19 protein-coding genes and 1 riboswitch are annotated in these 21,187 nt (G+C 47.3%); of the genes, 10 read left to right on the top strand and 9 right to left on the bottom strand.

The genetic code is table 11. From position 1 onward, the window contains the following. Positions 1 to 6: 6 nt before the first annotated feature. The 7 genes from CHL1_RS00755 to CHL1_RS00725 all read right to left on the bottom strand — a co-directional run bounded on the left by CHL1_RS00755 (position 7) and on the right by CHL1_RS00725 (position 6,176). Positions 7 to 669 carry a diacylglycerol/polyprenol kinase family protein gene (locus CHL1_RS00755; RefSeq protein WP_228877890.1) on the bottom strand — a complete coding sequence of 221 codons (663 nt, stop codon included), beginning with the start codon at positions 667 to 669 and terminating at the stop codon, positions 7 to 9. 23 nt (positions 670 to 692) lie between these two features. Beyond that, positions 693 to 1,553, bottom strand: a complete 861-nt coding sequence (locus CHL1_RS00750; protein ID WP_250934360.1) for a phytoene/squalene synthase family protein — start codon at positions 1,551 to 1,553, stop codon at positions 693 to 695. Continuing rightward, entirely contained in the window at positions 1,550 to 2,521 is a 972-nt protein-coding gene (locus tag CHL1_RS00745; RefSeq protein ID WP_250934359.1) for a phytoene desaturase family protein, read from the bottom strand. Before CHL1_RS00745 ends, CHL1_RS00750 begins: the two co-directional genes overlap by 4 nt. Then, the gene (locus CHL1_RS00740) at positions 2,451 to 2,807 is read right to left on the bottom strand and encodes a phytoene desaturase family protein (RefSeq protein WP_250934358.1); all 357 of its coding nucleotides are present in this window, start codon (positions 2,805 to 2,807) and stop codon (positions 2,451 to 2,453) included. The genes CHL1_RS00745 and CHL1_RS00740 overlap by 71 nt, the downstream gene beginning before the upstream one ends. Beyond that, positions 2,735 to 3,052, bottom strand: a complete 318-nt coding sequence (locus tag CHL1_RS00735) for a phytoene desaturase family protein (protein WP_250934357.1) — start codon at positions 3,050 to 3,052, stop codon at positions 2,735 to 2,737. Before CHL1_RS00735 ends, CHL1_RS00740 begins: the two co-directional genes overlap by 73 nt. 156 nt (positions 3,053 to 3,208) lie before the next feature. Continuing rightward, positions 3,209 to 3,664: a redoxin domain-containing protein gene (locus CHL1_RS00730; RefSeq protein WP_228877897.1), complete on the bottom strand. Its 456-nt coding sequence runs from the start codon at positions 3,662 to 3,664 to the stop codon at positions 3,209 to 3,211. 28 nt (positions 3,665 to 3,692) lie between these two features. Then, on the bottom strand, positions 3,693 to 6,176 hold the full coding sequence (locus CHL1_RS00725) for an HD domain-containing phosphohydrolase (RefSeq protein ID WP_250934356.1): 2,484 nt from the start codon (positions 6,174 to 6,176) through the stop codon (positions 3,693 to 3,695). Positions 6,177 to 6,484: 308 nt separating this feature from the next. Between CHL1_RS00725 and CHL1_RS00720 the strand changes: the two genes are divergently transcribed. The 5 genes from CHL1_RS00720 to CHL1_RS00700 all read left to right on the top strand — a co-directional run bounded on the left by CHL1_RS00720 (position 6,485) and on the right by CHL1_RS00700 (position 12,662). Continuing rightward, positions 6,485 to 8,269 carry a putative bifunctional diguanylate cyclase/phosphodiesterase gene (locus CHL1_RS00720; protein WP_250934355.1) on the top strand — a complete coding sequence of 595 codons (1,785 nt, stop codon included), beginning with the start codon at positions 6,485 to 6,487 and terminating at the stop codon, positions 8,267 to 8,269. A 90-nt stretch (positions 8,270 to 8,359) separates the two neighbouring features. Then, positions 8,360 to 8,456: riboswitch (TPP riboswitch) on the top strand. A gap of 107 nt (positions 8,457 to 8,563) precedes the next feature. Further along, on the top strand, positions 8,564 to 9,856 hold the full coding sequence (thiC, locus tag CHL1_RS00715) for a phosphomethylpyrimidine synthase ThiC (RefSeq protein WP_250936199.1): 1,293 nt from the start codon (positions 8,564 to 8,566) through the stop codon (positions 9,854 to 9,856). A gap of 122 nt (positions 9,857 to 9,978) precedes the next feature. After that, positions 9,979 to 10,836, top strand: a complete 858-nt coding sequence (locus CHL1_RS00710; RefSeq protein ID WP_250934354.1) for a hypothetical protein — start codon at positions 9,979 to 9,981, stop codon at positions 10,834 to 10,836. After that, positions 10,790 to 11,116: a hypothetical protein gene (locus tag CHL1_RS00705; RefSeq protein ID WP_250934353.1), complete on the top strand. Its 327-nt coding sequence runs from the start codon at positions 10,790 to 10,792 to the stop codon at positions 11,114 to 11,116. The genes CHL1_RS00710 and CHL1_RS00705 overlap by 47 nt, the downstream gene beginning before the upstream one ends. Positions 11,117 to 11,234: 118 nt before the next feature. Continuing rightward, positions 11,235 to 12,662, top strand: coding sequence for a sensor domain-containing diguanylate cyclase (locus tag CHL1_RS00700; protein ID WP_250934352.1), 1,428 nt, complete (start codon positions 11,235 to 11,237; stop codon positions 12,660 to 12,662). A 46-nt stretch (positions 12,663 to 12,708) separates the two neighbouring features. On the opposite strand, the gene CHL1_RS00695 is transcribed toward CHL1_RS00700, so the two are convergent. Together CHL1_RS00695 and CHL1_RS00690 are read right to left on the bottom strand one after the other, a co-directional pair. After that, the gene (locus CHL1_RS00695; RefSeq protein ID WP_250934351.1) at positions 12,709 to 13,248 is read right to left on the bottom strand and encodes a GNAT family N-acetyltransferase; all 540 of its coding nucleotides are present in this window, start codon (positions 13,246 to 13,248) and stop codon (positions 12,709 to 12,711) included. Positions 13,249 to 13,281: 33 nt separating this feature from the next. Continuing rightward, positions 13,282 to 13,767 (bottom strand): GNAT family N-acetyltransferase, encoded by a 486-nt coding sequence (locus CHL1_RS00690; RefSeq protein ID WP_250934350.1) that lies wholly within the window; start codon positions 13,765 to 13,767, stop codon positions 13,282 to 13,284. Positions 13,768 to 14,117: 350 nt separating this feature from the next. On the opposite strand from CHL1_RS00690, the gene CHL1_RS00685 reads away from it, so the two are divergent. The 5 genes from CHL1_RS00685 to lpdA all read left to right on the top strand — a co-directional run bounded on the left by CHL1_RS00685 (position 14,118) and on the right by lpdA (position 21,016). Beyond that, complete coding sequence (locus CHL1_RS00685; RefSeq protein ID WP_250934349.1) at positions 14,118 to 16,079, top strand: sigma-54-dependent Fis family transcriptional regulator; 1,962 nt, start codon at positions 14,118 to 14,120, stop codon at positions 16,077 to 16,079. A 220-nt stretch (positions 16,080 to 16,299) separates the two neighbouring features. Further along, entirely contained in the window at positions 16,300 to 17,286 is a 987-nt protein-coding gene (locus CHL1_RS00680; RefSeq protein ID WP_250934348.1) for a thiamine pyrophosphate-dependent dehydrogenase E1 component subunit alpha, read from the top strand. Then, positions 17,283 to 18,257, top strand: a complete 975-nt coding sequence (locus CHL1_RS00675; RefSeq protein WP_250934347.1) for an alpha-ketoacid dehydrogenase subunit beta — start codon at positions 17,283 to 17,285, stop codon at positions 18,255 to 18,257. Before CHL1_RS00680 ends, CHL1_RS00675 begins: the two co-directional genes overlap by 4 nt. A gap of 43 nt (positions 18,258 to 18,300) precedes the next feature. Beyond that, positions 18,301 to 19,611 carry a dihydrolipoamide acetyltransferase family protein gene (locus CHL1_RS00670; RefSeq protein ID WP_070371691.1) on the top strand — a complete coding sequence of 437 codons (1,311 nt, stop codon included), beginning with the start codon at positions 18,301 to 18,303 and terminating at the stop codon, positions 19,609 to 19,611. 22 nt (positions 19,612 to 19,633) lie between these two features. Continuing rightward, positions 19,634 to 21,016 (top strand): dihydrolipoyl dehydrogenase, encoded by a 1,383-nt coding sequence (lpdA, locus tag CHL1_RS00665; protein ID WP_250934346.1) that lies wholly within the window; start codon positions 19,634 to 19,636, stop codon positions 21,014 to 21,016. The last annotated feature ends 171 nt before the right edge of the window (positions 21,017 to 21,187 follow it).

Genomic DNA, 21,187 nt, shown 5'->3' with positions numbered 1-21,187 from the left:
CTCCAATCAGACAAATAAAAAATAATAGGCTCCGGCACTGACCAGAGGCACAGTCAGATTATCGAGCCCCAACGGGGTTGCGGCTTCCAGCACGGTTGCCAGCAGCGCTAGGGTAATGGCTGGGATCAGTACCTGAGGCTGACCAGTTGCTGCCAGCAGGAGTGTCGTCACCAGAAACGAAGCGCCCAGCATGGTCAGACTGCCCGACAACGTTTTTTCAGAACCGAGAATTTGATACGGCCACTTTGGCCACCGGGTTCCCACCACGGCAGCCAGACCATCGCCGTAACCCATAATCAGAATCCCCACGCCGCCAACCACCGGGTTATTAAGAGGCCCAAAGGTAATCAGGGCCAGCAGCAATAGTGAAATGGCATAGTAGACCGTACCCAAATCACCCTTTCCGCCCCCCCGTTCCATTGACGAAAAGATCTGAAAACGATAGGACAGATAATTCAGGATCACAAAACAAGCCGGTACCACCGCTGCCCAAAAGGGGCTGTCAAAAAAGACCATCGCCAGCAGCCACCAGTTACAAACCAGAATATGAACCGCCTTGCGGCTGGCTTCCTTGCCGAAGCGCTCCAAAAATTTTGCCAGAAAAATCACACCAAACACATAGATAAACGAAACGACGATTCCCAGAATATTATTCCAGATATTTTCCATTTTATGCCTCCCTTCTCTGTCACTTATTGCCCAAAAGATGTCAGCTGTTTGTTGGCCGAAATATAGAGCAAGGCCTTTTCCCATTTGGGCACATAAATCCGCCGATCCAATAAGTGATACCGGGCTTGCCGACACCGTTTTAAAATTTTACTGTAATAAAGTAACGACAATAACACTGGCAACCGGGCTTTTTTATCAAACACCGCCAGATTTGTTGTGATTTTTTGATAGCGGCTTTCCGCTTCAGTGGCAAGGTACTCCCATAGCTGGATCAACTCCGAGCTTGGCTCCGGTCCAGCCAAATCCTCGGGACTAACGCCCCAGGCGCTCATTAAATCCTCGGGCAGATAAATTCGCTGCAAGCGATAGTCGGTGCCCACATCACGCAAAATATTGGTCAGCTGCATGGCAATCCCCAGTTCCACCGACAAGGCCTCTGCTTCCATGGTTACCGGCTCCGCCAACAGCGGACAAAGCATTAAACCTACTGTACCCGCCACCAGGTAGCAATAGTCAAGCAGATGATTAAAGGTCTCCGGCTGTTTAAATTCAACATCCTGAAGCTGACCAATCAGCATTTCCTGAAAAGGTCGGATCTTTAGCGGAAAATGGTCAAAGGCCCAGCCCAATGCCCGCCACATCGGTTCATCAGGGGTTACTCCGGCCTCAAATGCTGCCAGCTTTACCGCCATCGCTTTAACCACCTCCGGATTGTTATCGACATCAATGGCGTCATCGGCAATCCGGCAGAAGGCATAAATGGCAAAGACTGCCTGGGCCTGTTCTTTCTGCAATTTGCGGAAAGCCCGGTAAAAACTGCTGGAATTCTTTTGAATCAGGGTTTCGCACCAGTTTAAATCCTTTTGAATCGCATCTTCGATCATTTTAAATCCCTCACCACTTCGGCCACGGTAATCTTGGCCGAGGTCAATACAATCGGCACACCCGCCCCGGGATGGGCGCTGGAACCGGTAAAATACAGGTTTTGATACTTCATCGCCTTGGGCTGGGGCCGCCAGTAATTGCTCTGCAAAAGGGTTGGCCGCAGCCCAAAGGTCGCTCCAAACAGAGCATTGAAGTCATCCCGGAAATCAAGGGGGGTATAGTTTTTTTCAAAAATAATATGGGCTTCAAAATCAGCCAGCGGCTTGATCTGGCGAATTTTATCCATGGCCTGTTGACGGTAGCCAGCCACGACCTGCTGATCGTTCCAGTCCAGTGGGCCATCTTTTAAATTGGGTACCGGCACCAGGACATAAAGGCCCAGTTGCCCCGGAGGAGCCAGGCTCTCATCCAGCAACGCTGGCGCATAAACATAGATGGACGGGTCCGCCGGAAAACGTCCAGCAAAGATATCGTCAAGATTGCCTTTAAAATTTTGTGAAAAAACCAGATTGTGAACGTTGAGGCCGGGAAAATCCCGCTTGTCAAGACCCAGATAGAGCATGTAGGCTGAACAAGAATAGTCCAGCGCCTCGACCTTGTCAGGTTGATATTTTTTGTGCTTGAAATTGTCCGGTAGCAGGGCTTTCATGGCATAGGGAAAATCCGCTGAACAGACTACCGCATCAGCGGTTTGCTCCTGGCCCGCAACAGTGATGCTGCGAACCCGGTTGCCATCACAATTAATCCGCTCTACCGGGGCATTAAGAACCAGCTTACCGCCCATTTCCAAAAACAGTTTTTCCATCGCCAGAGCCATGGCCCGCATTCCCCCTTTTAAAAACCAGACACCATAGGTCAGTTCGATCATTGGAATAATCGTATAAATCGAAGGCCCATTAAAGGGTGAGATGCCAATGTAAAGGGTCTGAAAGCTCAGCAGCTCCTTGATTTTTTTGATCCTTGACAAACTTCCCGACCGAGTCAAAGGCATTGTCAAAGGTGCGCAGCCGTAGCCCCGCCAATAGGGTTTTCGGATTATAAAAATCACTGGCGCTGCGGAACGAACGCTCAATAAAATGTTCCTTGGCCACCAGGTAGCGTTGATAGACATCGGCCAGATAGGCCAGATAACCCTGGGTTTCTGCTTCACCCACCGACTCCAGGGTTTTAATCAAGCTGCTCAGTTCTGAAGACGCCTCATGGGTGGTGCCATCGTCAAAATATACCTTGTAAATGGGGTCCAGCCGTTCCATCTGGAGATAATCAGCCGGGTTGCGGTACCGCAGCAGCTGAACACCTCTTCATAAATCTGAGGCATCATCAGAATCGTCGGGCCCAGATCAAAGGTAAAACCGTCTCCGGAAATAACGCCCATCCGTCCTCCGACCTGGTCATTTTTCTCATATAGCTCAACTTCAAAGCCCTCATTTAACAACCGCAGGGCGCTGGCAAGGCCACTGACCCCAGCTCCGATGACGATGATTTTCTTTCTGCTCATATATTCATCCCTTCATTTCAAATCTGCTTGTTTTTATACCCGAAACAATTCAAAAAACACCCTGGTTGCCCAGGGTATTGACCGGCTGAAAACTTTACCAAACAGTTTCTTGATCCAGGGGACTGGGGCAACGCTGTATCAAAAGCGACTGGTTTATTACAGTTTTCCCAATACTTCTTCCACATCCGGCAAGGTTCGGATTTCATATTTTTTAACCCAGATCACCATCCCCACTTCATTGATCAGGATATTGGCCCGTTTGGAAGCGCCATGTTCGGTGCTGAAGATCCCATAGGACCGGGCAACCGCCCCCAGGGGATTAAAATCCGAGAGGATCTTGAGCTGTTTTAGACATAAGGCCCGGGCCCATACTGATTTGCATGGCTGGGGATCAACACTGAGACCCAATACCACGGTGTTCTTTTCGGCAAAACGATCGGCATTGCGATCAAGGGAACGCATCTGATCGGTGCATACCGAGGTCCAGGCCAAAGGATGCCAGGATAAAAGCACCTTTTTCCCTTTAAACTGACTCAGGGTGACCAGCTCCCCATTTTGATCCACCAACGCAAAATCTGGCGCCATGGCCCCTAATTGAATGATCTCTGTCATATCTGATTCCTCCTTAAATTTATTATTGTTAACTTTTATTTTCCTGATTATTGCTTGACACTACGATTTCCAGTTGTACCGGCAAACCTTCATCGGCGATCATGTTAAGAAAGACTCTGACGATTTCCGGGTCAAACTGAGTGCCAGAACAACCTTTTAGCTCACTGATGGCGTAGGACAGATCATTAGCCTTTTTATAACTGCGGCTGTGGGTCATGACATCAAAGGAATCAATCACGTTGATGATCCGACCCAGGTAGGGAATCGTTTGGCCTTTTAACCCATTGGGATAGCCGCTGCCGTCATATTTTTCATGGTGAGCCAGAATATCCTCGGCAATATGTTCCAGTGCGGGGGTTGACTTGGCAATCCGATAGCCGATTTCCGGATGGGTTTTAATGATTTCCCATTCTTCCTTACTAAGTTTAGACGGTTTATCAAGAATATATTCCGGAATCCCGATTTTGCCGATATCATGGAGCAGCGATAACAGCTCCAGTTCGTCCAGCTGATCCTTGCGGAGATTTAAACGGCTGCCCAGGGCCTTGCTCAACTGGGTAATCCGCATGGTATGGGCTTCGGTTTCGGTGCTTTTTTCATGGAGAGTGCGGGCCAGCGATCGGATTGTGGCATTCCGGGAACTGCTGCTTTCCATCAGCTTATTGCGATACATCCGATTTTCAGCCAAATTCAACACATCTTCCGGCCTTTTCAGATCCACATTGCTTTCTGCATAACCCATGGCTAAACTGACATTTAAGTGAAAATCCCGGATTTTATCCGTTTCATCGGTGATCTCCCGGATCAGCTGACAGACACCTTCCTGATCGATGTCCTTAAGTAAAATGACAAACTCATCACCTGGCCATCGGGAAATAAAATCGGTGGGTCGACAGATCCGCCTTAGCACATTACTCACTGCCACCATGACCTGATCCCCCTCCTGATGACCAAAGGCATCGTTGGTCAGCTTGAGACCGTTGATATCACACATGATAATAAAATAGTGGGGATTTTGTTGCTGACTGAGAACCTCAAACTGTTTTTTCATGTAAGCCCGGTTTTTGAGCCGAGTCAGGGGATCTGAATAACTCAAAAAGAGAATTTCTTCCTCATTGATCTTTCTTCTGGTGATATCCGACAGGGTACTGATAAAACGAATCGGCTCATTGTTCTGATCACGCTGAACCACCTTACCACGATGGGACACCCAGATCACGCCATAATGCTCCGACATTACCCGGTATTCTCCTTCAAAGTAGTCCACCTTACCACTGAGCATATCCATAAAACTGCTTTCCAACCGGTTTTTGCAATCCCCATGTATTTTTAAAAAATAATCCTCATAAAGCTGACGGCCATCTTTCCCCCGATAGCCGATTAACCGCTTCCACTCAGGGCTGATATACGCTTCTTTTTTTTGTAGCCAGACATCCAGATACCCGTCATTGGTAGCTTCCATGATCAGACGATAGCGTTCATCCATCATTTTAATCTGCTGATTTGCCTGATCAATTTCCTGAAGCATCTGATTGGTGGAAACCGCCAGGGTTTTAAGCTCGTCCCGCCCTTCCATGCTGATCGATAGTGTAGTATCGCGTTTTATCCCCACTTCTTTGGTAAAGGCGATCAGTTTTTCGATTCTTTTAAGAAAATAGCGATTCACGATTAAATAATCAATCCCCAGCACCAGTAACAATAAGACAATAAAACTGACCATAAAGAGGTTAAATTGGTGCTTGACAAAGCTATAGTTTTCTTCCATCCGGGAAATCGTCATGACAAGATTTTCTTCGCCACTGCCATCCGGGAAGAGCCGACTGGCGGTGAGATAGGGCTTGCCATCAAATTCTCTTTTGCTAATTTGATTTTTGAGAATGGTGGTCGCCGCTTCTGCTTCTCTCAATTCCACATTGACGCCTGTTAAGGATTCAATGTAAGCCGTCATTTCGTCATCAAAGGTTCTGACCATCACCAGACTACCATTACTGACCGCATTATGATTGGAATTGTTAACCCGCCCGGTGGCGATCAAATAGGCCTGTCCTTCCAGCATCATCAAATGCGTTGTGACATCTGCATTATCCGTCAACAGTCCGGTATAAAAGTTATTTCGGGTAATTTTTTCAATCAGGGCCGTCGTCTGTTCTGCGGTCAGGTCAAAATCGTCAGCGCCAACCACCACACCGCTTTGGTTGACAAAGAGCATCATGTTTAAACTCAGGTTTTCCATGGTCTCGTCATTCAGATTGACGGTCACATAATCCGGATTATGATCATTGATAAAATTATAGGTATCATCCCAATAGGCCCAATCCTTCAAAATGCTATTAAAGTTTTCTTTTTCGTTGTCAATAATCGTCTCAACCATTTCAAAATCTTTATCCATCTGATTTTTCTGGGCATCGTCAACATAACCGTAAAAAACCCAATAAAAAATTCCGTAGGTTACCCCCAGAAGCACTGCAGCACTGCAAAGGGCGATTATAATTATTTTGTATTTCAATTTCATCTGACACCATCTCGGTCTTCTTCCATGACCTATTTTTATTTGTCGATCGTTTTCATATCATTGACAGATCTAAATTATTTTAGAATAAATCCGTTTCAATTTATTAATCCCTTCGGCTGCTGCTATTAATTATTTCAGCTATATTCTTCCTCGTTCTCTGATTGCCTCAATCCGTCAGGGGTATTATAATTGAAATAACGTGTCGATCTTATCCTATCATATCAATAATTAAACAAAAATGACAGACCCTATTTATTATTTTAACCATAATATTTAATCCGATCCCCTCTCAGAAAGGAGTATCCCTTATGTCAGAAAAAAAGAAGTCCGGTCCCATTAGCCGCATCTTTGATACTGAAGCCTACCTTTCAGGTAATGTAATCATCCAATGGATTACTGCCGCATTTTGTACTGCATTTTTTATCATACTCGGCTTTCTGGATTCTCAATTAAAGACCGTTGCCGATATCGGCGTTATTCTTTCGCAAATTCAAGTTTTTATTTCAATCTTTCTAACGATTCGGATAAAAAAATGGGGTTATATCCTATCCGTCCTATTAAACCTGCTTCTGATTCTCAGCCTTACTATCTCCGGCTTGAATCAACCGGCTATGCATGGCAAACCGATGATTATCATTCCCATCTCCACCATATTCATCATCTCTATTATTTATTTGTTCATTATCAATTATCATCGGAAAATCGATGAGATTACCGTTAAAAATCAAAAAATGGCTGAACAGAACGATCTGCTGACAGCCTACAATCAAATTATTAAAGCGAATGAAGAAAAATTAAGCCATATGGCCTTTATTGACATGCTCACCGAGCTACCGAACCGTAAAATGCTGATCAGTCGAATCGATCAACTGATCACCTCGATTGAGGAACCTGATCTTCATTTTGCCCTTGCCTTTATCGATCTGGATGACTTCAAGCAAGTCAATGACACTTTAGGGCACCATGTGGGAGACTTATTGCTCCAGGCGGTTTCTGCCAAATTAAAGGATGCCATCCATGGCGATGACATGCTGGGTCGATTGGGTGGTGATGAGTTTGCCTTAATTATTAAACGCCCCCTGACTGATGATGCCCTTTATGCCTATATTGAAAATCTACGACAACAACTCATCGATGATCTGATCATTGAAAATAAGCCCCTACCAATCCGGGCCAGCTTTGGTTTGTCACGCTACCCAGAAGATGGCAGTACCTCTGCCGAACTTTTAAAATCCGCCGATCACGCTATGTACCGGGCAAAAATCCACAAGACCGCTGGCATCGAATTTTTTAATCATCCAAAAAGCGCTGCACCATCTGCGAAGCTGGATTACGACCATTACTTCAACCTGGCTCTGGAAAACAATGAATTTTATCTGGTCTTTCAACCTCAATTCACTTCTGACTCCAAGCAATTGCGGGGCTTTGACGTTCTGCCGCAGTGGAACTCTGCTGTCCTTGGTAACGTCAGTCCCGAGGTTTTTTTGCCAATTGCCGAAAACAATGGTCTGATGCCATTGTTGGGACAGTGGATTCTTGATGAAGCCTGCGAAAGATACCAAAAATTTAAAAAAATTTACACTGCGCCGCTGATTATGTCAATTAATATTTCTGATGTTGAAATTCTCGATCCGGGCTTTGTTCCGATGGTAAAAACGACCCTAGCCAAAGCTGGTATGATCGGCAGCAACCTGGAATTTGAAATCCGTGAATCAACGTTTCTGGCTGCCTCCCCGCAACTGTCCGAGGTGATCAATGAACTCCGTTCAGCTGGTATTCTTATTGCACTGGATGATTTTGGCGAAACCATGGCCTATGTCAATGAACTTCAGACATTTCCCATTGATACGATTAAACTTGCCCAAAGCTATGTCGATGCCATTGATGGTGGTAACGGCACTAACCATCCTCTTGCTGCCATGGTTTTATTGGGCCACCAATTGAATCTTGCCGTTTTTGCTAAAGGTGTGCACACCCATGCCCAGGTTGACTATTTGCAGCAATACCAATGCGATTATCTTCAGGGGCCTTGGTGGAGTGACCCCCTGGATGATCCTGGCTTTTCGCAGTTATTGGAAACGCTGCCGGTATAGTCCCCGGGTTTTTCATTTGTTTCGCAAACTACCCGATCGGTCTTTGATCTTGACATTTTCATTTTCCATGATATAATGCTGACAATTAAATATTTTTTGCGGGGGGACTTATTGTTGAGAAGGTTAAAACCTGACCCTTTGAACCTGTTAGTTAATACTAACGTAGGGAGGCAAGGCGTTTTAGCTTAATTTCTAATACGTACGTTTGGTGCTTTCCTATTGTGGAAGGCACTTTTTTATTACCCCAGATTTTAAATCAGAAAGGAAACGCTTGTGAAAAATTACCAAACCCAAATGGAGGCGGCAAAAAAGGGGATTATCACCCCGGAAATGAAAACCGTGGCCCAAAAAGAAGGCCTTGATGTGACCAAACTGATGGCTTTGGTCGCCTGTGGCCAGGTTGCCATCCCGGCCAATGTCCGACATCATTCGCTTTCGCCGGAAGGCATCGGTACTGGTCTGAAAACCAAAATCAATGTCAACCTGGGGGTCTCGGGGGATTGTAACGATTATAGTCTGGAGCTGGAAAAGGTCAAACTATCCCTGAAATTTGGGGCCGAAGCGATTATGGATTTAAGTAATTATGGAAAAACCAATACCTTTAGAAAGCAGCTGCTTGAACTGTCGCCGGCAATGATCGGTACGGTTCCGATGTATGATGCCATCGGCTACCTGGAAAAAGATCTGCAGGCGATTACCGCCCAGGATTTCATGCGGGTGGTTCGGGCCCACGCCGAAGAAGGGGTGGACTTTATGACCATCCACGCCGGAATCAATAAGCGGGCGGTGGAAGCCTTTAAGCGGTCGGGTCGACGCACCAATATTGTCTCCCGGGGTGGCTCACTGATCTTTGCCTGGATGGAAATGACCGGCAACGAAAATCCCTTTTATGAATATTACGACGAGTTTTTAGAAATCCTCCGGGAGTTTGATGTCACCATCAGCTTGGGGGATGCCCTGCGCCCGGGCTGTATTGACGACAGCTCTGATGCTTCCCAGCTCAGCGAACTGATTGAACTGGGTCATCTGACCAAACGGGCCTGGGCTAAAGACGTTCAGGTAATGGTTGAAGGCCCGGGCCATATGGGCATCAACGAGATTGCCGCCAATATGGTTATTCAAAAAAGGCTGTGTCACAATGCCCCCTTCTATGTCCTCGGTCCGCTGGTCACCGATGTGGCTCCAGGCTATGATCATATTACCGCCGCCATTGGCGGTGCCATCGCTGCGGCCAACGGCGCCGATTTTCTTTGTTATGTGACGCCAGCCGAACATTTACGGTTGCCCGATATCAATGACGTCAAGGACGGCATCATCGCAACCAAGATTGCCGCTCATGCCGCCGACATTGCCAAAGGCATTCCCCAGGCCCGGGACTGGGATAATAAAATGTCCGATGCCCGGCGCCAGATTGACTGGGAAACCATGTTTGCGCTGGCCATCGATGGCGAAAAAGCCCAGGCCTATTATGAGAGCACCCCCACCGAAGAAAAACACAGCTGTTCGATGTGCGGGAAAATGTGTGCCGTGCGCACCACCAATATGATTCTGGATGGTCAAACCGTGTCCCTGCACGCTGAGAATTAATCAACTTTATTCGTTTTTTGATCAATTTCAGCTTATCTTTTTTCTTAATCAGCCGATATCCATGTTAGCGGATTGCGTCTATTTCTGGCGTAATCATTTCGTAAAAACATGGAGGTGGATTTATGAAAATCGAAAGTTCAAACGTTACAATGGCCAGCCAAAGCAGTTATATGGAAGCCACCAAAACGGTCGAATCCTTGCGTAGCTGGGATGCTCAGGGCAACTCTAAAACGACAACCACAACCATTTCTTCAGCAAAGGGAATGGATACCCTTGAAATATCAGAAGCGGCTAAAAATCTGCAGTTAAACAACCCGGCGCCACTATCGGCGGCCCCAGCCGAAGAGGAGGAAACCTCCTCCCTGACCAGTAAGGAAGAACAACAGCTGACCCTGCTAAAACGGATGATTGAGGCACTGACCAAGAAAAAAATCAGATTTGTGGTGCCCAAAAAAGCCACTCTGGAAGACCCGAAAATGAGTCAGGCGATCCAAAGTGCCTATTCCACCCGGAGTTCACTGCTGAGTGCTGCCGCCGGATGGGCTCAGGGTTTAGCCGGTGCACAACCCCGCAACAGCGTTCCTGCCAGTGGTGGCTTTGAATACCATCAGAGTGTCACCCACTATGAAGCCCAGAGCACGTCATTTCAGGCCCAGGCAGCCGTCACAACTGCCGATGGCCGACAGATCAATATCGATCTGCAATTAAATCTCAGTCGGGAATTCATCTCCCAGTCCAATCTGGATATCAAAGCTGGCAATGAACCCGTTCAAGTCGACCCGCTGGTCATCAATTTCGGAACTGGCAGTGCCTCACTCTCTGAGCAAAAATATGCCTTTGATATTGATGCCAACGGCAGCCTCGATCAAATTTCTTTTGTCGGTCCCGGCAGCGGCTTTCTGGCCCTGGATCTCAATGAAGACGGCACTATTAATGACGGCAGCGAACTCTTCAGTACCGCAAAGCGGCAACGGTTTTGACGATCTGGCTAAGTACGATACCGATGGCAATAACTGGATCGATGAAAATGATGCTATTTATGACAAATTGCAAATCTGGTCCAAAGATGCTGCTGGTAAAGATGTTTTGATGGCTCTGGGCCAAAAAGGGATCGGTGCCATTTATCTGGGTAACGTCAATACCAGCTTTGCCCTTAAAGGCGCCAACAATCAGACTAACGGCCAACTCCAGCGCACCGGGATCTATTTAAACGAAAATGGTTCGGCCGGAACCATCCAGCATATCGATCTGACGATCTGACACCTGCGATGCGTCCAATCATGGCCAGACCCAATAATCAGCGGTTTTGTTAATTATGATTGACAAAACCGCTTTTCAATGTTAAAAATTAAAATAAAATTGAACTGATGAGGCCATTATGAAACAACGTAATAAAGTCGGACTGCTCATCTCACTGATTATCCTCATTGGTATTGTGGCGATTGTGTTCTTCAGCTTTGCCACCTACAGCAAAATCATTAAAGATGATGTGCTGAATATTTCCAAACTCACCTCCACCAATATTTATTCGGAAATCAATAACGAACTGACCAAACCGATTTTTGTCAGCCTGACCATGGCTAATGACAGCTTTGTCAAACAGTGGCTAGCCCAGGAAGACCCGCAACGCAATCCAGAAATCATTGATTATCTGGAAGGTATCCGAAGCAAATATAATTATCATTCCGTCTTTCTGATTTCTGCCCAATCGCTGAATTATTTTCGTTACAACGGCTTGTTTAAAACCATTTCACCCCAGGATGACCATGATCAATGGTACTATGATTTTATCAATCAGGATAAGCTTTATGTATTGGACGTGGATCAGGATCAGGTCGATAACCAGCGCCTTACCATCTTTATCAATTGCAAAATCCTTGACGAACAGGGCAACTTGATGGGGGTGGCCGGGGTTGGCATTGAAATGACCTATGTTCAGGAACTGCTGGAAAATTTTGAACGGGACTATGACCTGGAAGCCTTTCTGGTTGATGAAACGGGGTTGATCCAGGCCCACACCAATCCCGATTTAATTGAAAATCAGAATATCAATGATCTCGACATCTATGCTGCCATCGGACCGGATCTCTATAATAAAGCGGATGCCATCAACGTCTTTAACGACGAAGACTTATATAATCAGCAATATATCATCAGTCACTATATTGAAGAACTGGGCTGGTATCTAATTGTCCGAAAAGATACCTCGGAACTGGCCCAGTCTTTTAATCAACAATTGTATTATGACCTCTTTGTTGTTATTCTCGTCCTGGCCTCAGTGCTAATCATTGTTCAGCGAATCATTAACAAAAATGATGACCAAATGAAAAAGCTGGCGCTACTGGATAATCTGGGGATCCTCTCCAATCGCAAGGATTTTGATCAGCATTTAACAGCCACCCTGGCCCAAAGCGATGAGACCCGGGGTGCCTGGTCCGTTTTCTTAATGGATCTGGATCATTTTAAAGACGTTAACGATACCTACGGCCATTTACAGGGGGACAAGATTTTAATCCATGTGATGAACCTGTGCAAGTCCGCCCTCAGTGATCATCTGATCACCCGTTGGGGTGGTGACGAATTCAGCGGCATCATTTACCTTGCTGGGGTTTTGGCGGCTGAAAAAATGGAGGCGTTGCGGTTTGAAATTGTCAATGATCCCATGCTTTCCGAATTCAATATCACCGTCAGCATCGGAATAACCCAGGCGATCGATATTGATACCGAAGATACCATCCTCCGTCGCGCCGATAAAGCCCTTTATGAGTCCAAAAGTAGTGGCAAAAACCAGGTGATGCTGCTCTAAAAATAACGATAAAAGGATGAATCAGGCGATTCATCCTTTTTATTTGTTACGTTTTGATAATCTTGTAGATTTGGGTAAAGACCTGCTTTTTAAATGTCTCAAAACCGGCTGCTGTGAGGGGGGTTGGATAGGTCATCAGCTTCAGGGGAATTTTTTTACTCATATCGCCCCGATAAACTGGCTGGTCATAACCATATTGAGATAAATGAAAGCCCAGCCGCTGATAGAAATGAATGCGTCTTAAATTGGTTTCTGTTTTTTCATCTTCCACTTCAATGACCACCGGTTTTTCCGCCTGGGATAAGAACGCCCGCATCATCCCAGAACCGATGCCACCACCCCGAAGTCTTAAATCCACCGCAAAATGTTCCACAAAAATACGGGTTCCCAAATCCCACCGGGCAATAAAACCAAGCATTTGATCTGCTTCATTTTTTGAAATCAAAATGCTGTATCGGGGATCTCGCAGCTGAGCTTTTGCATTTTTCGGCGGCCTGACTTCCTCCACGGGAAAAGCTTCCTCCATCAGCGCATATACTTTTTCAAAGTCCTTTTCTGCCAATTTTAACAGTTCGATTCGTTCCACACCCTTTCTGCTATATTTTTCGCCACAACCCACTTACCAGCTTTTAAGAAAAATTAGGGTATCCACGTAACGATTATCTTTTAGGCGGTAGCCATCTTTAATCGTACCGATGATTTTAAAGCCCAGCTTTAAGTACAGGGTGATGGCCGGATAATTGGTGGATACCACGGCATTAAACTGAAGCCCCTTAAAACCCTTATCCTGGCTACGCTTAAGGCAGTCTTCCACCAGCTGGCGTCCGATGCCCTTCCCCCGATAGGCCGGTTTAACCCCAAATGAGGCATTGGCAATATGCCCGCAGCGGCCAATATTATTGGGATGCAGGATATAGATTCCAACAACTTCATTGTCCTGGAAAGCACACACCGTGGCGGTCTGCTGGGCAAACATCAGCCCTGCTTCAGCTTCACAAAGAACCTGATCACCGGGAAAACTATTGGCTTCCTCAACAATAAAATTCCATATTGCAGCGGCCTGCTTTAAATCGGCCTGACTTAATGGTCTCATTTCGATGTTCATAAGCACCTCCTAAACGATCATTTATTTTTAAACACTACTGATTAATTCGTTTCACTTCATTAATATAGCATAAATCGGCATTTTCACCAACCCCATACGATCTGACGGTATTGTAAAACCTGCTCAATAAATTACAGTTTCTATTATTTTTTACAATTATTTTTGATTTATTTTAAAAACTCCGCTATAATGTGAGTCAATAAGAGCAGCAAGAACATCGTCTGACGCCGTGAATCGGCTTTATCTGCACATTAACGCTGCCGTTGCCTTCTTGCCGCCAATCGGATTCTCTGCGATCATACCATTCTTCCGCTGTTTTGCCGTATTCTTTCCAGAAAGGATTAACTAAGATGGAACCTGATCTGAATAAACTAAAAGATAACTGGACAAACTTTGTTGCACATGGCATTCTTGATAACAATACCCGGCCAATTATTAAACGTTCCTGGGAGTATTGTCAAAAAATCAAGCTTGATGTGAACGGTGGTAAGGGCGAAAGCATTGACGCCTGCCAGTTAGCCCAGGTCCTGGCCCAAAACCGGGAACTGATCAAAATCGCCCAGCCGATCATGCAGAATCTTTATGAAATCGTTTTATCTTCCCATTTTGTGCTGGTTTTAACTGACAAAAACGGTGTGCTCCTGGACACCATCGGTGATGAGGTGGTCAGTATGCGGGCTTCCGAGCTGCGTTTCTTAAAAGGCACCGTCTGGACTAACGAGGCGGTGGGCTCCAACGCCATCGGCATCGCCCTGGACGAAGACGGCCCCGTTCATGTGGTCGGAGCTGAGCACTACTGTGTTTCCCATCATACCTGGACCTGTTCCGCCACCACCATTCACAATGTCAAAGGCGAGATCATCGGCGTCCTCAATATGTCCGGGGAAAGCCATAAGCTGCACTCCCATACCTTGGGGATCGTGGTGGCGGCGGCCTACAGCATCGAGAATGAACTGGCGCTATCCCATACCTACCGGTCGATGTCAGCCTCGCTGGACAGCACTGAAGATGGGATTCTGGTCACCGATGAAAACCTCAATCTCCAATGGATGAACGTCGGTGCCCAGAAGGTCCTCCGGATTAATATGGACGAATTCAATGACATCGGTTTTAAAAAAATCTTTAAAAAAATGGATGTCGACGGTGAAATCTGGAACAGCGATGAAACGACCCATTACTATACTGATGTCACCGCCCATATCGGCAGCCAGAAAATTCAGTGCAGCGCCAATATTTCAAGAATTCTGGAAAACGATCAGATTCAGGGCTACTCCATCGGCATCCGCGAGATCAAACATCTTCACAGCGCCGTCAACCGGGTCAGCGGCAATGTTGCCATCTATACCTTTTCCGACATCATCACCCAGAACCCTCAAATGCGGATGATTATCAAAACGGCTGAAAAAATGGCCCGTTTTAAAAAGTGTATCCTGATCGAAGGGGAAAGCGGTACTGGTAAAGAAATGTTTGCCCATGCCATTCACCGGGTCAGTGCCTTTTCCCAGGGCCCCTTTATTGTCGTCAACTGCGCCTGCCTGCCCCGGGATCTGGTCGAAAGCGAACTGTTTGGCTATTGCAAGGGCGCATTTACCGGGGCGCTTAACGAAGGCAAGCCGGGAAAATTTGAACTGGCTGAAGGTGGCACCATTTTTCTCGATGAAATCGGTGAAATGCCTCTGGAAGTTCAAGCCAAACTGCTCCGGGTGGTGGAAACCTGTACCGTTTCCCGGATCGGTAGCCAAACCGAACGCAAGCTGAATATCCGCATTATCGCTGCCACCAACCGCAATCTGGAGCAGGAAGTTAAAAACAAGAGCTTCCGGGAAGATCTCTATTTCCGTCTCAATGTGATTTATCTGCACATTCCACCGCTGCGGGTGCGGGGCGATGATATTGTCTGGGCCGCTTCCCACTTCCTCGATCGCCTCAATCGGGAATATCCGGAGCATAATAAAAGCTTGTCCAAAGAATTTCTGGAAGGTCTGAAGCTGCATCCCTGGCCGGGCAATGTCAGAGAACTGCAGAATTACATCGAACGAACCTTTTACCTCTGTCCCGAGCCGATTATCTCCAGCGATTACCTGCCGACCCCGCCCCCCCGTCAGTTCGTCGAAACCAGTGTCCTGCCAATGGCCACCGGCCCGACCCTGGATGACCTGGTCAAGGCCAATCTGGAGAAAATCCTCAAAGAAACCCATGGCTGTGTGGAAGCCTCCGCTGAAATGATGGGTCTGAGCCGGGCTTCGCTGTACCGCAAAATAAAAAAATACAAGATCGATATCAAGGATTTCCGTTATCTGTCGCAAATGTGAGATTTTTCTCATTTTTGCGACAATCGATTCGCAAATATGAGATACGCCTGATCAATCTGGCGTATCTTTTTTTGTTCAAAAAAATCCCATTCTCAAATCAAACCCTATTTTAAAGCCATTTCAAAAAATTCCCGCTGAATTTAAAAGTTGGCACGGTTCTTGTTATTAGTTAAGTCATCTAAAATCTTTGGATAATACAAAAAAGGAGACTATTGAATTTATGAAACTTGATAAAGCAATTATCAAAGACATGTACATCCGCATGAAACGGATCAGGGAATTTGAAACAAAGGCCATGAACCTTTTTGCCGAAGGGGCGATCCCCGGTTTTGTGCACCTCTATTTGGGTGAAGAAGCCGTTGCCACCGGCGTCTGCCAAGCCCTTAACGATGCCGACTACATCACCAGTACCCACCGCGGTCATGGTCATATCATTGCTAAAGGCGGCGATCTGAAATATATGATGGCGGAACTCTACGGAAAAGAAACCGGCTATTGCAAGGGCAAGGGCGGTTCGATGCACATTGCCGATGCCACCAAGGGTATTTTAGGTGCCAATGGTATCGTCGGCGCAGGCCATAATCTGGCTGTTGGCGCCGGTTTCAGCGCTCAATACCGGGGCACGGATCAAGTCTGCGTCTGCTTTTTTGGCGATGCCTCCACTAATCAGGGAACCTTCCATGAATCGATGAATCTGGCCAGTATCTGGAAACTGCCGGTTATCTTTGTCTGCGAAAACAACGGTTATGGCATTTCGATGAGCCAAGCCCGTCATCAAGCCATTAAAGATATCGCTGACCGTGGTACCGCTTATGGTATTCCCGGCATTTCAGTCGATGGCAATGACGTAATTGCCGTGCACGAAGCCGCTGTTGAAGCCGTTAAACGGGCTCGCAACGGCCAGGGTCCAACCCTGATCGAGTGTAAAACCTACCGTCAACGGGGGCATTTCGAAGGCGATGCCGGTAAATACAAACCCACCGAAGAGCAGGAAATGTGGATGAAAAAAGATCCGATGCCACGGATTGAAAAATACATGGTCGACAGCGACCTTTTCACGGCCGAAGAACTGACCGACCTTCAGGACTCTGTCGTCAAAGAAATTGCCGAAGCGATTGAATTCGCCAATGCCAGTGCTTATCCGGAATTATCCAGTGCGGTTAAAGATATTTATTTTGATATTGTTGAGGAGGTTCGTTCAAGATGAAAAAAATGACTTATGGCGAAGCCATTCGTGAGGGCATGCGGATTCGCATGCTGGAAGATGAAAATGTATGTATTTTCGGCGAAGATGTCGGGGCTTTTGGTGGCTGTTTCGGTGTCACGGCCGGACTTTTCGACGAATTTGGTGATAAGCGGGTTCGCGATACTCCGATTTCGGAAGGGGTTATCATCGGCTGTGCCGTTGGTTCAGCTGCCACCGGCCTGCGCCCCATTGCCGAGCTGATGTTTATTGACTTCTTAACTGTCGGGATGGATCAGCTGGTCAATCAGGCTGCGAAAATGCGCTATATGTTCGGTGGTAATATTTCCGTGCCGATGGTTGTCCGTTTACCCGGTGGCGGTGGTGTCAGTGCTGCCGCTCAGCATTCTCAGTCATTAGAAGCCTGGTTGACACATGTTCCCGGATTAAAAGTCGTTTATCCCTCCACCCCACAGGACGCCCTGGGTCTGATGCTTGGCGCCATCGATGATGAAGATCCGGTTATGTTCGTCGAACATAAGGCGATGTATGGAATGAAAGGGGACGTTGATGATGTGATCGTTCCGATTAAACTGGGGGTCGGCGACATCAAACGGGCCGGCACCGATGTTACCGTGGTGGCCACTGGCAAAATGGTTCATGAGGCCTTAAAAGCCGCTACCAAGCTGGAACAGGAAGGGATTTCTGTCGAAGTCATCGATCCCCGCACCCTCTATCCGCTGGATAAACAGATGATTTTTAACTCCATTGAAAAAACGACCCGGGTGGTTATTGCCACTGAAGAAGTCAAACGGGGCAGCTTTGCCGGGGAACTGGCGGCATTGATTTCCGAAGCCTGCTTCTTTAATCTGGATGCCCCGATCAAACGGGTCAACGCCCTGGATACCCCAGTTCCCTTTGCGCCCAACCTGGAAAACTTTGTCCTGCCCAACGACGTCGACATCTACAATGCCGTCAAGGAAGTGATGGCTTAATTTTTAAGGTTATCCATGAAATCAAAAAATTACGGAGGTTATTATGGCACAATTAATCGTCATGCCCAAGTTTGGGCTGACAATGACAGAAGGCACCATTGGCAGCTGGAATGTAGCTGTTGGCGACACCATTGCTGAAGGCGATATTCTCTGCGAAATCGAAACCGATAAATTGACCAATGAATTTGAATCCCCCAAAGCCGGGGTACTGCTAAAAATCATCGAGGGTGACGGTGCCACCGTTACCTGTCTGGAACCGATTGCCATCATTGGTGAAGCCAATGAAGATATTTCCGGCTTATCCGGCGGTACAACTCCCCAGGCGGCTGAGGAAGCAGCGCCCATCGAGGTTACTGTTCGCAGTGAAACGCCGGTCAAAACCGCTGGCGGGCGGATCAATGCGTCCCCGCTGGCTAAAAAACTGGCTAAAGAAAAGGGCATTGATCTTTCCTTAATCACCGGCACCGGTGCCAAGGGCAGCATCACCGTGGACGATGTCAACAATTATACCCCGGTAGCCGAAGCTGACCTGAAAATTTCTGTATCCCCGGTTGCTAAAAAAATGGCTGAGACGTCGGGACTTGATCTTAGCACCGTGACTGGCGATGGTCGGATTATGAAAAAAGATGTGGAAGCCCGGTTAACTGAATCGTCAACAATCGAAGCAGCCCCAGAAACCATCCTGCTTAAAGGTATGCGTAAAACCATTGCCAAACGGATGAGCGAAAGCTGGAGTATCTCGCCCCGGGTCACCTATACCCGGCCAGTCGATGCCACTGCCATGAAGGAATTCCGTGCTAAACTAAAGCCGGAATTTGATAAACGGGGGCTCAAGCTGACCTTTAATCATATTATCATGAAGGTCTGCGCCCAGGCCTTGCTGGAGTATCCGCATATTAACGGCAGCCTGGTTGATGATAACCTGGTCCTTCATCCTCACGCCCATATCGGTCTGGCCATCGGTCTGGATTCGGGATTGTTGGTACCCAATGTGAAAAACTGCGACAGCAAGCCGCTTTCTCAAATCGCTGCTGAAACTGAAAAGCTGATTGCCGATGCCAAAGCCGGTTGCACCCAAATGGATGACCTGGTCGGCGGCACCTTTACCCTGACTAACCTGGGGGCTTATGGGATCACTTCCTTTTCACCGATTATCAATCAACCGGAGCTGGCAATTTTAGGGATTGATGCGATGGTTGATACACCGGTGGTTATTGGTGGTCAAATCACCATCCGGCCAATGATGAATCTGAGCCTCACCGCTGACCATCGCATCATCGACGGCATGCTGGCTGCTCAGTTCCTGCAGCGGATCGGGGAATATCTTGAAAACCCCTCGCTACTGCTGGTTTAAGACTGTGAAAGAAGGTAAAACTATGACACATCTAGCAATCATCGGCGGTGGCCCCGGAGGATATGTGGCGGCCATTCGGGCAGCCCAGCTGGGCGCCCAGGTTACCCTGATCGAAAAAGACAAGCTGGGGGGCACCTGTTTAAATGTGGGGTGTATCCCCACCAAGGCCCTGCTCCATTCTGCCGAGGTGCTGACCGAAGCCAAAAATTCTGCCCAAATTGGCCTAATCATCCCTGAAGCAGGTTTTGACTGGACGAAAATTCAAAAACACAAGGAACAGATCAGTACCAAGTTGTCAGGCGGCGTTAAGGGGCTGCTAAAAGCCAACGGCGTTAAGATCATCACTGGCACCGCCCAATTTTTAAGCGATGAAATCTTGCTGGTCACGGAACCATCGGGAAAAACGGACGAACTGCGGCCGGATAAAATTATCATTGCCAGCGGATCAATCCCTGCCCTGCCACCGATTCCCGGGATCAACCATCCCGATTGCATCGATTCCACCGGGGCACTGTCACTGGCTCAAGTTCCGGAAAGTCTGGTCATTATCGGGGGCGTCATTGGTGTGGAAATGGCGTCGGTTTATAATCAGTTTGGCTCCAAGGTAACGATTGTCGAAATGCAGCCGGGGATTCTGCCGCTGATGGATGGCGAACTGGGAGAAATGCTACGAAAAAAACTGATGCGGGATGGGATTGAGATTTTAACCGGTACCCAGGTAGTGTCGATTGACGACAATGACAATAAGGTGACTGTTAACATCAACAAGGATGGCAACAACAGTGCCATCATCGGCGAAAAGGTATTGGTGGCAATTGGCCGAAAAGCCGAATTATCAACACTGGGACTGGATAACACAAGCATTAAAACCGATAAAAAAGGCATTCTTGTTAATCCGAAAATGCAGACCAACGCCCCCAATATTTACGCCATCGGCGATTGTCTGGGGAAAACAATGTTGGCCCATGTGGCCTCGCAGCAGGGGGAAGTTGCCGCCGAAAACGCCTTGGGCCATGAGGCTATCTATGACGAAAAAACCAACCCCTCCTGTGTCTACACCAACCCCGAATTCGCCAGTGTGGGTCTGACTCAAGAAGATATCCGGGGTCGGGAAAAAGACTATTCCATCGGCCGCTTTCCGCTGGCCGCCAATGGCAAGTCACTGATTATGGGGTCTACCGAGGGAATGATCAAAATCATCTCTGATAAAAAATATAAAGAAGTGGTAGGCGTTCATATTCTGGGCCCCCGGGCCACCGACCTGATTGTCGAAGGCGCCCTGGCGCTGCGGCTGGAATCCACGGTGGAAGAAATCATCTCTACCATCCATGCTCACCCCACGGTCGGGGAAGCAATTAAAGAAGCGGCCCTGGCGACGGAAAACCGGGCGATTCACTGGAAATAAACCGCATGCGTGTGAAATGAGAATTCAAAACGTGCGAACCAAAACGGCTACCTCCTGGCCCACGCCACCATCGATGAAGCAATCAAAGAGGTAGCCCTGAATACTGATTAAAGAACACTTGAAAAACTGAAAAATTCTAACTCACTGTACATAATCAGAGATCCGGAAGTT

The sequence above is a fragment of the Acetobacterium wieringae genome (assembly GCF_023700225.1).
In the GTDB taxonomy this organism is placed as follows: domain Bacteria; phylum Bacillota; class Clostridia; order Eubacteriales; family Eubacteriaceae; genus Acetobacterium; species Acetobacterium wieringae.
The sequence above is the reverse complement of the archived record's forward strand: the minus strand, read 5'-3'. Positions and strand labels throughout refer to the sequence as shown.

What these genes read in the sequence shown, in the direction of transcription:
- CHL1_RS00755 (WP_228877890.1), bottom strand. Translation starts at nt 669, where the DNA reads ATGGAAAATATCTGGAATAATATTCTGGGAATCGTCGTTTCGTTTATC.
- CHL1_RS00750 (WP_250934360.1), bottom strand. Translation starts at nt 1,553, where the DNA reads ATGATCGAAGATGCGATTCAAAAGGATTTAAACTGGTGCGAAACCCTG.
- CHL1_RS00740 (WP_250934358.1), bottom strand. Translation starts at nt 2,807, where the DNA reads ATGGAACGGCTGGACCCCATTTACAAGGTATATTTTGACGATGGCACC.
- CHL1_RS00735 (WP_250934357.1), bottom strand. Translation starts at nt 3,052, where the DNA reads ATGAGCAGAAAGAAAATCATCGTCATCGGAGCTGGGGTCAGTGGCCTT.
- CHL1_RS00730 (WP_228877897.1), bottom strand. Translation starts at nt 3,664, where the DNA reads ATGACAGAGATCATTCAATTAGGGGCCATGGCGCCAGATTTTGCGTTG.
- CHL1_RS00725 (WP_250934356.1), bottom strand. Translation starts at nt 6,176, where the DNA reads ATGAAATTGAAATACAAAATAATTATAATCGCCCTTTGCAGTGCTGCA.
- CHL1_RS00720 (WP_250934355.1), top strand. Translation starts at nt 6,485, where the DNA reads ATGTCAGAAAAAAAGAAGTCCGGTCCCATTAGCCGCATCTTTGATACT.
- thiC (WP_250936199.1), top strand. Translation starts at nt 8,564, where the DNA reads ATGGAGGCGGCAAAAAAGGGGATTATCACCCCGGAAATGAAAACCGTG.
- CHL1_RS00710 (WP_250934354.1), top strand. Translation starts at nt 9,979, where the DNA reads ATGAAAATCGAAAGTTCAAACGTTACAATGGCCAGCCAAAGCAGTTAT.
- CHL1_RS00705 (WP_250934353.1), top strand. Translation starts at nt 10,790, where the DNA reads ATGACGGCAGCGAACTCTTCAGTACCGCAAAGCGGCAACGGTTTTGAC.
- CHL1_RS00700 (WP_250934352.1), top strand. Translation starts at nt 11,235, where the DNA reads ATGAAACAACGTAATAAAGTCGGACTGCTCATCTCACTGATTATCCTC.
- CHL1_RS00690 (WP_250934350.1), bottom strand. Translation starts at nt 13,767, where the DNA reads ATGAACATCGAAATGAGACCATTAAGTCAGGCCGATTTAAAGCAGGCC.
- CHL1_RS00685 (WP_250934349.1), top strand. Translation starts at nt 14,118, where the DNA reads ATGGAACCTGATCTGAATAAACTAAAAGATAACTGGACAAACTTTGTT.
- CHL1_RS00680 (WP_250934348.1), top strand. Translation starts at nt 16,300, where the DNA reads ATGAAACTTGATAAAGCAATTATCAAAGACATGTACATCCGCATGAAA.
- CHL1_RS00675 (WP_250934347.1), top strand. Translation starts at nt 17,283, where the DNA reads ATGAAAAAAATGACTTATGGCGAAGCCATTCGTGAGGGCATGCGGATT.
- CHL1_RS00670 (WP_070371691.1), top strand. Translation starts at nt 18,301, where the DNA reads ATGGCACAATTAATCGTCATGCCCAAGTTTGGGCTGACAATGACAGAA.
- lpdA (WP_250934346.1), top strand. Translation starts at nt 19,634, where the DNA reads ATGACACATCTAGCAATCATCGGCGGTGGCCCCGGAGGATATGTGGCG.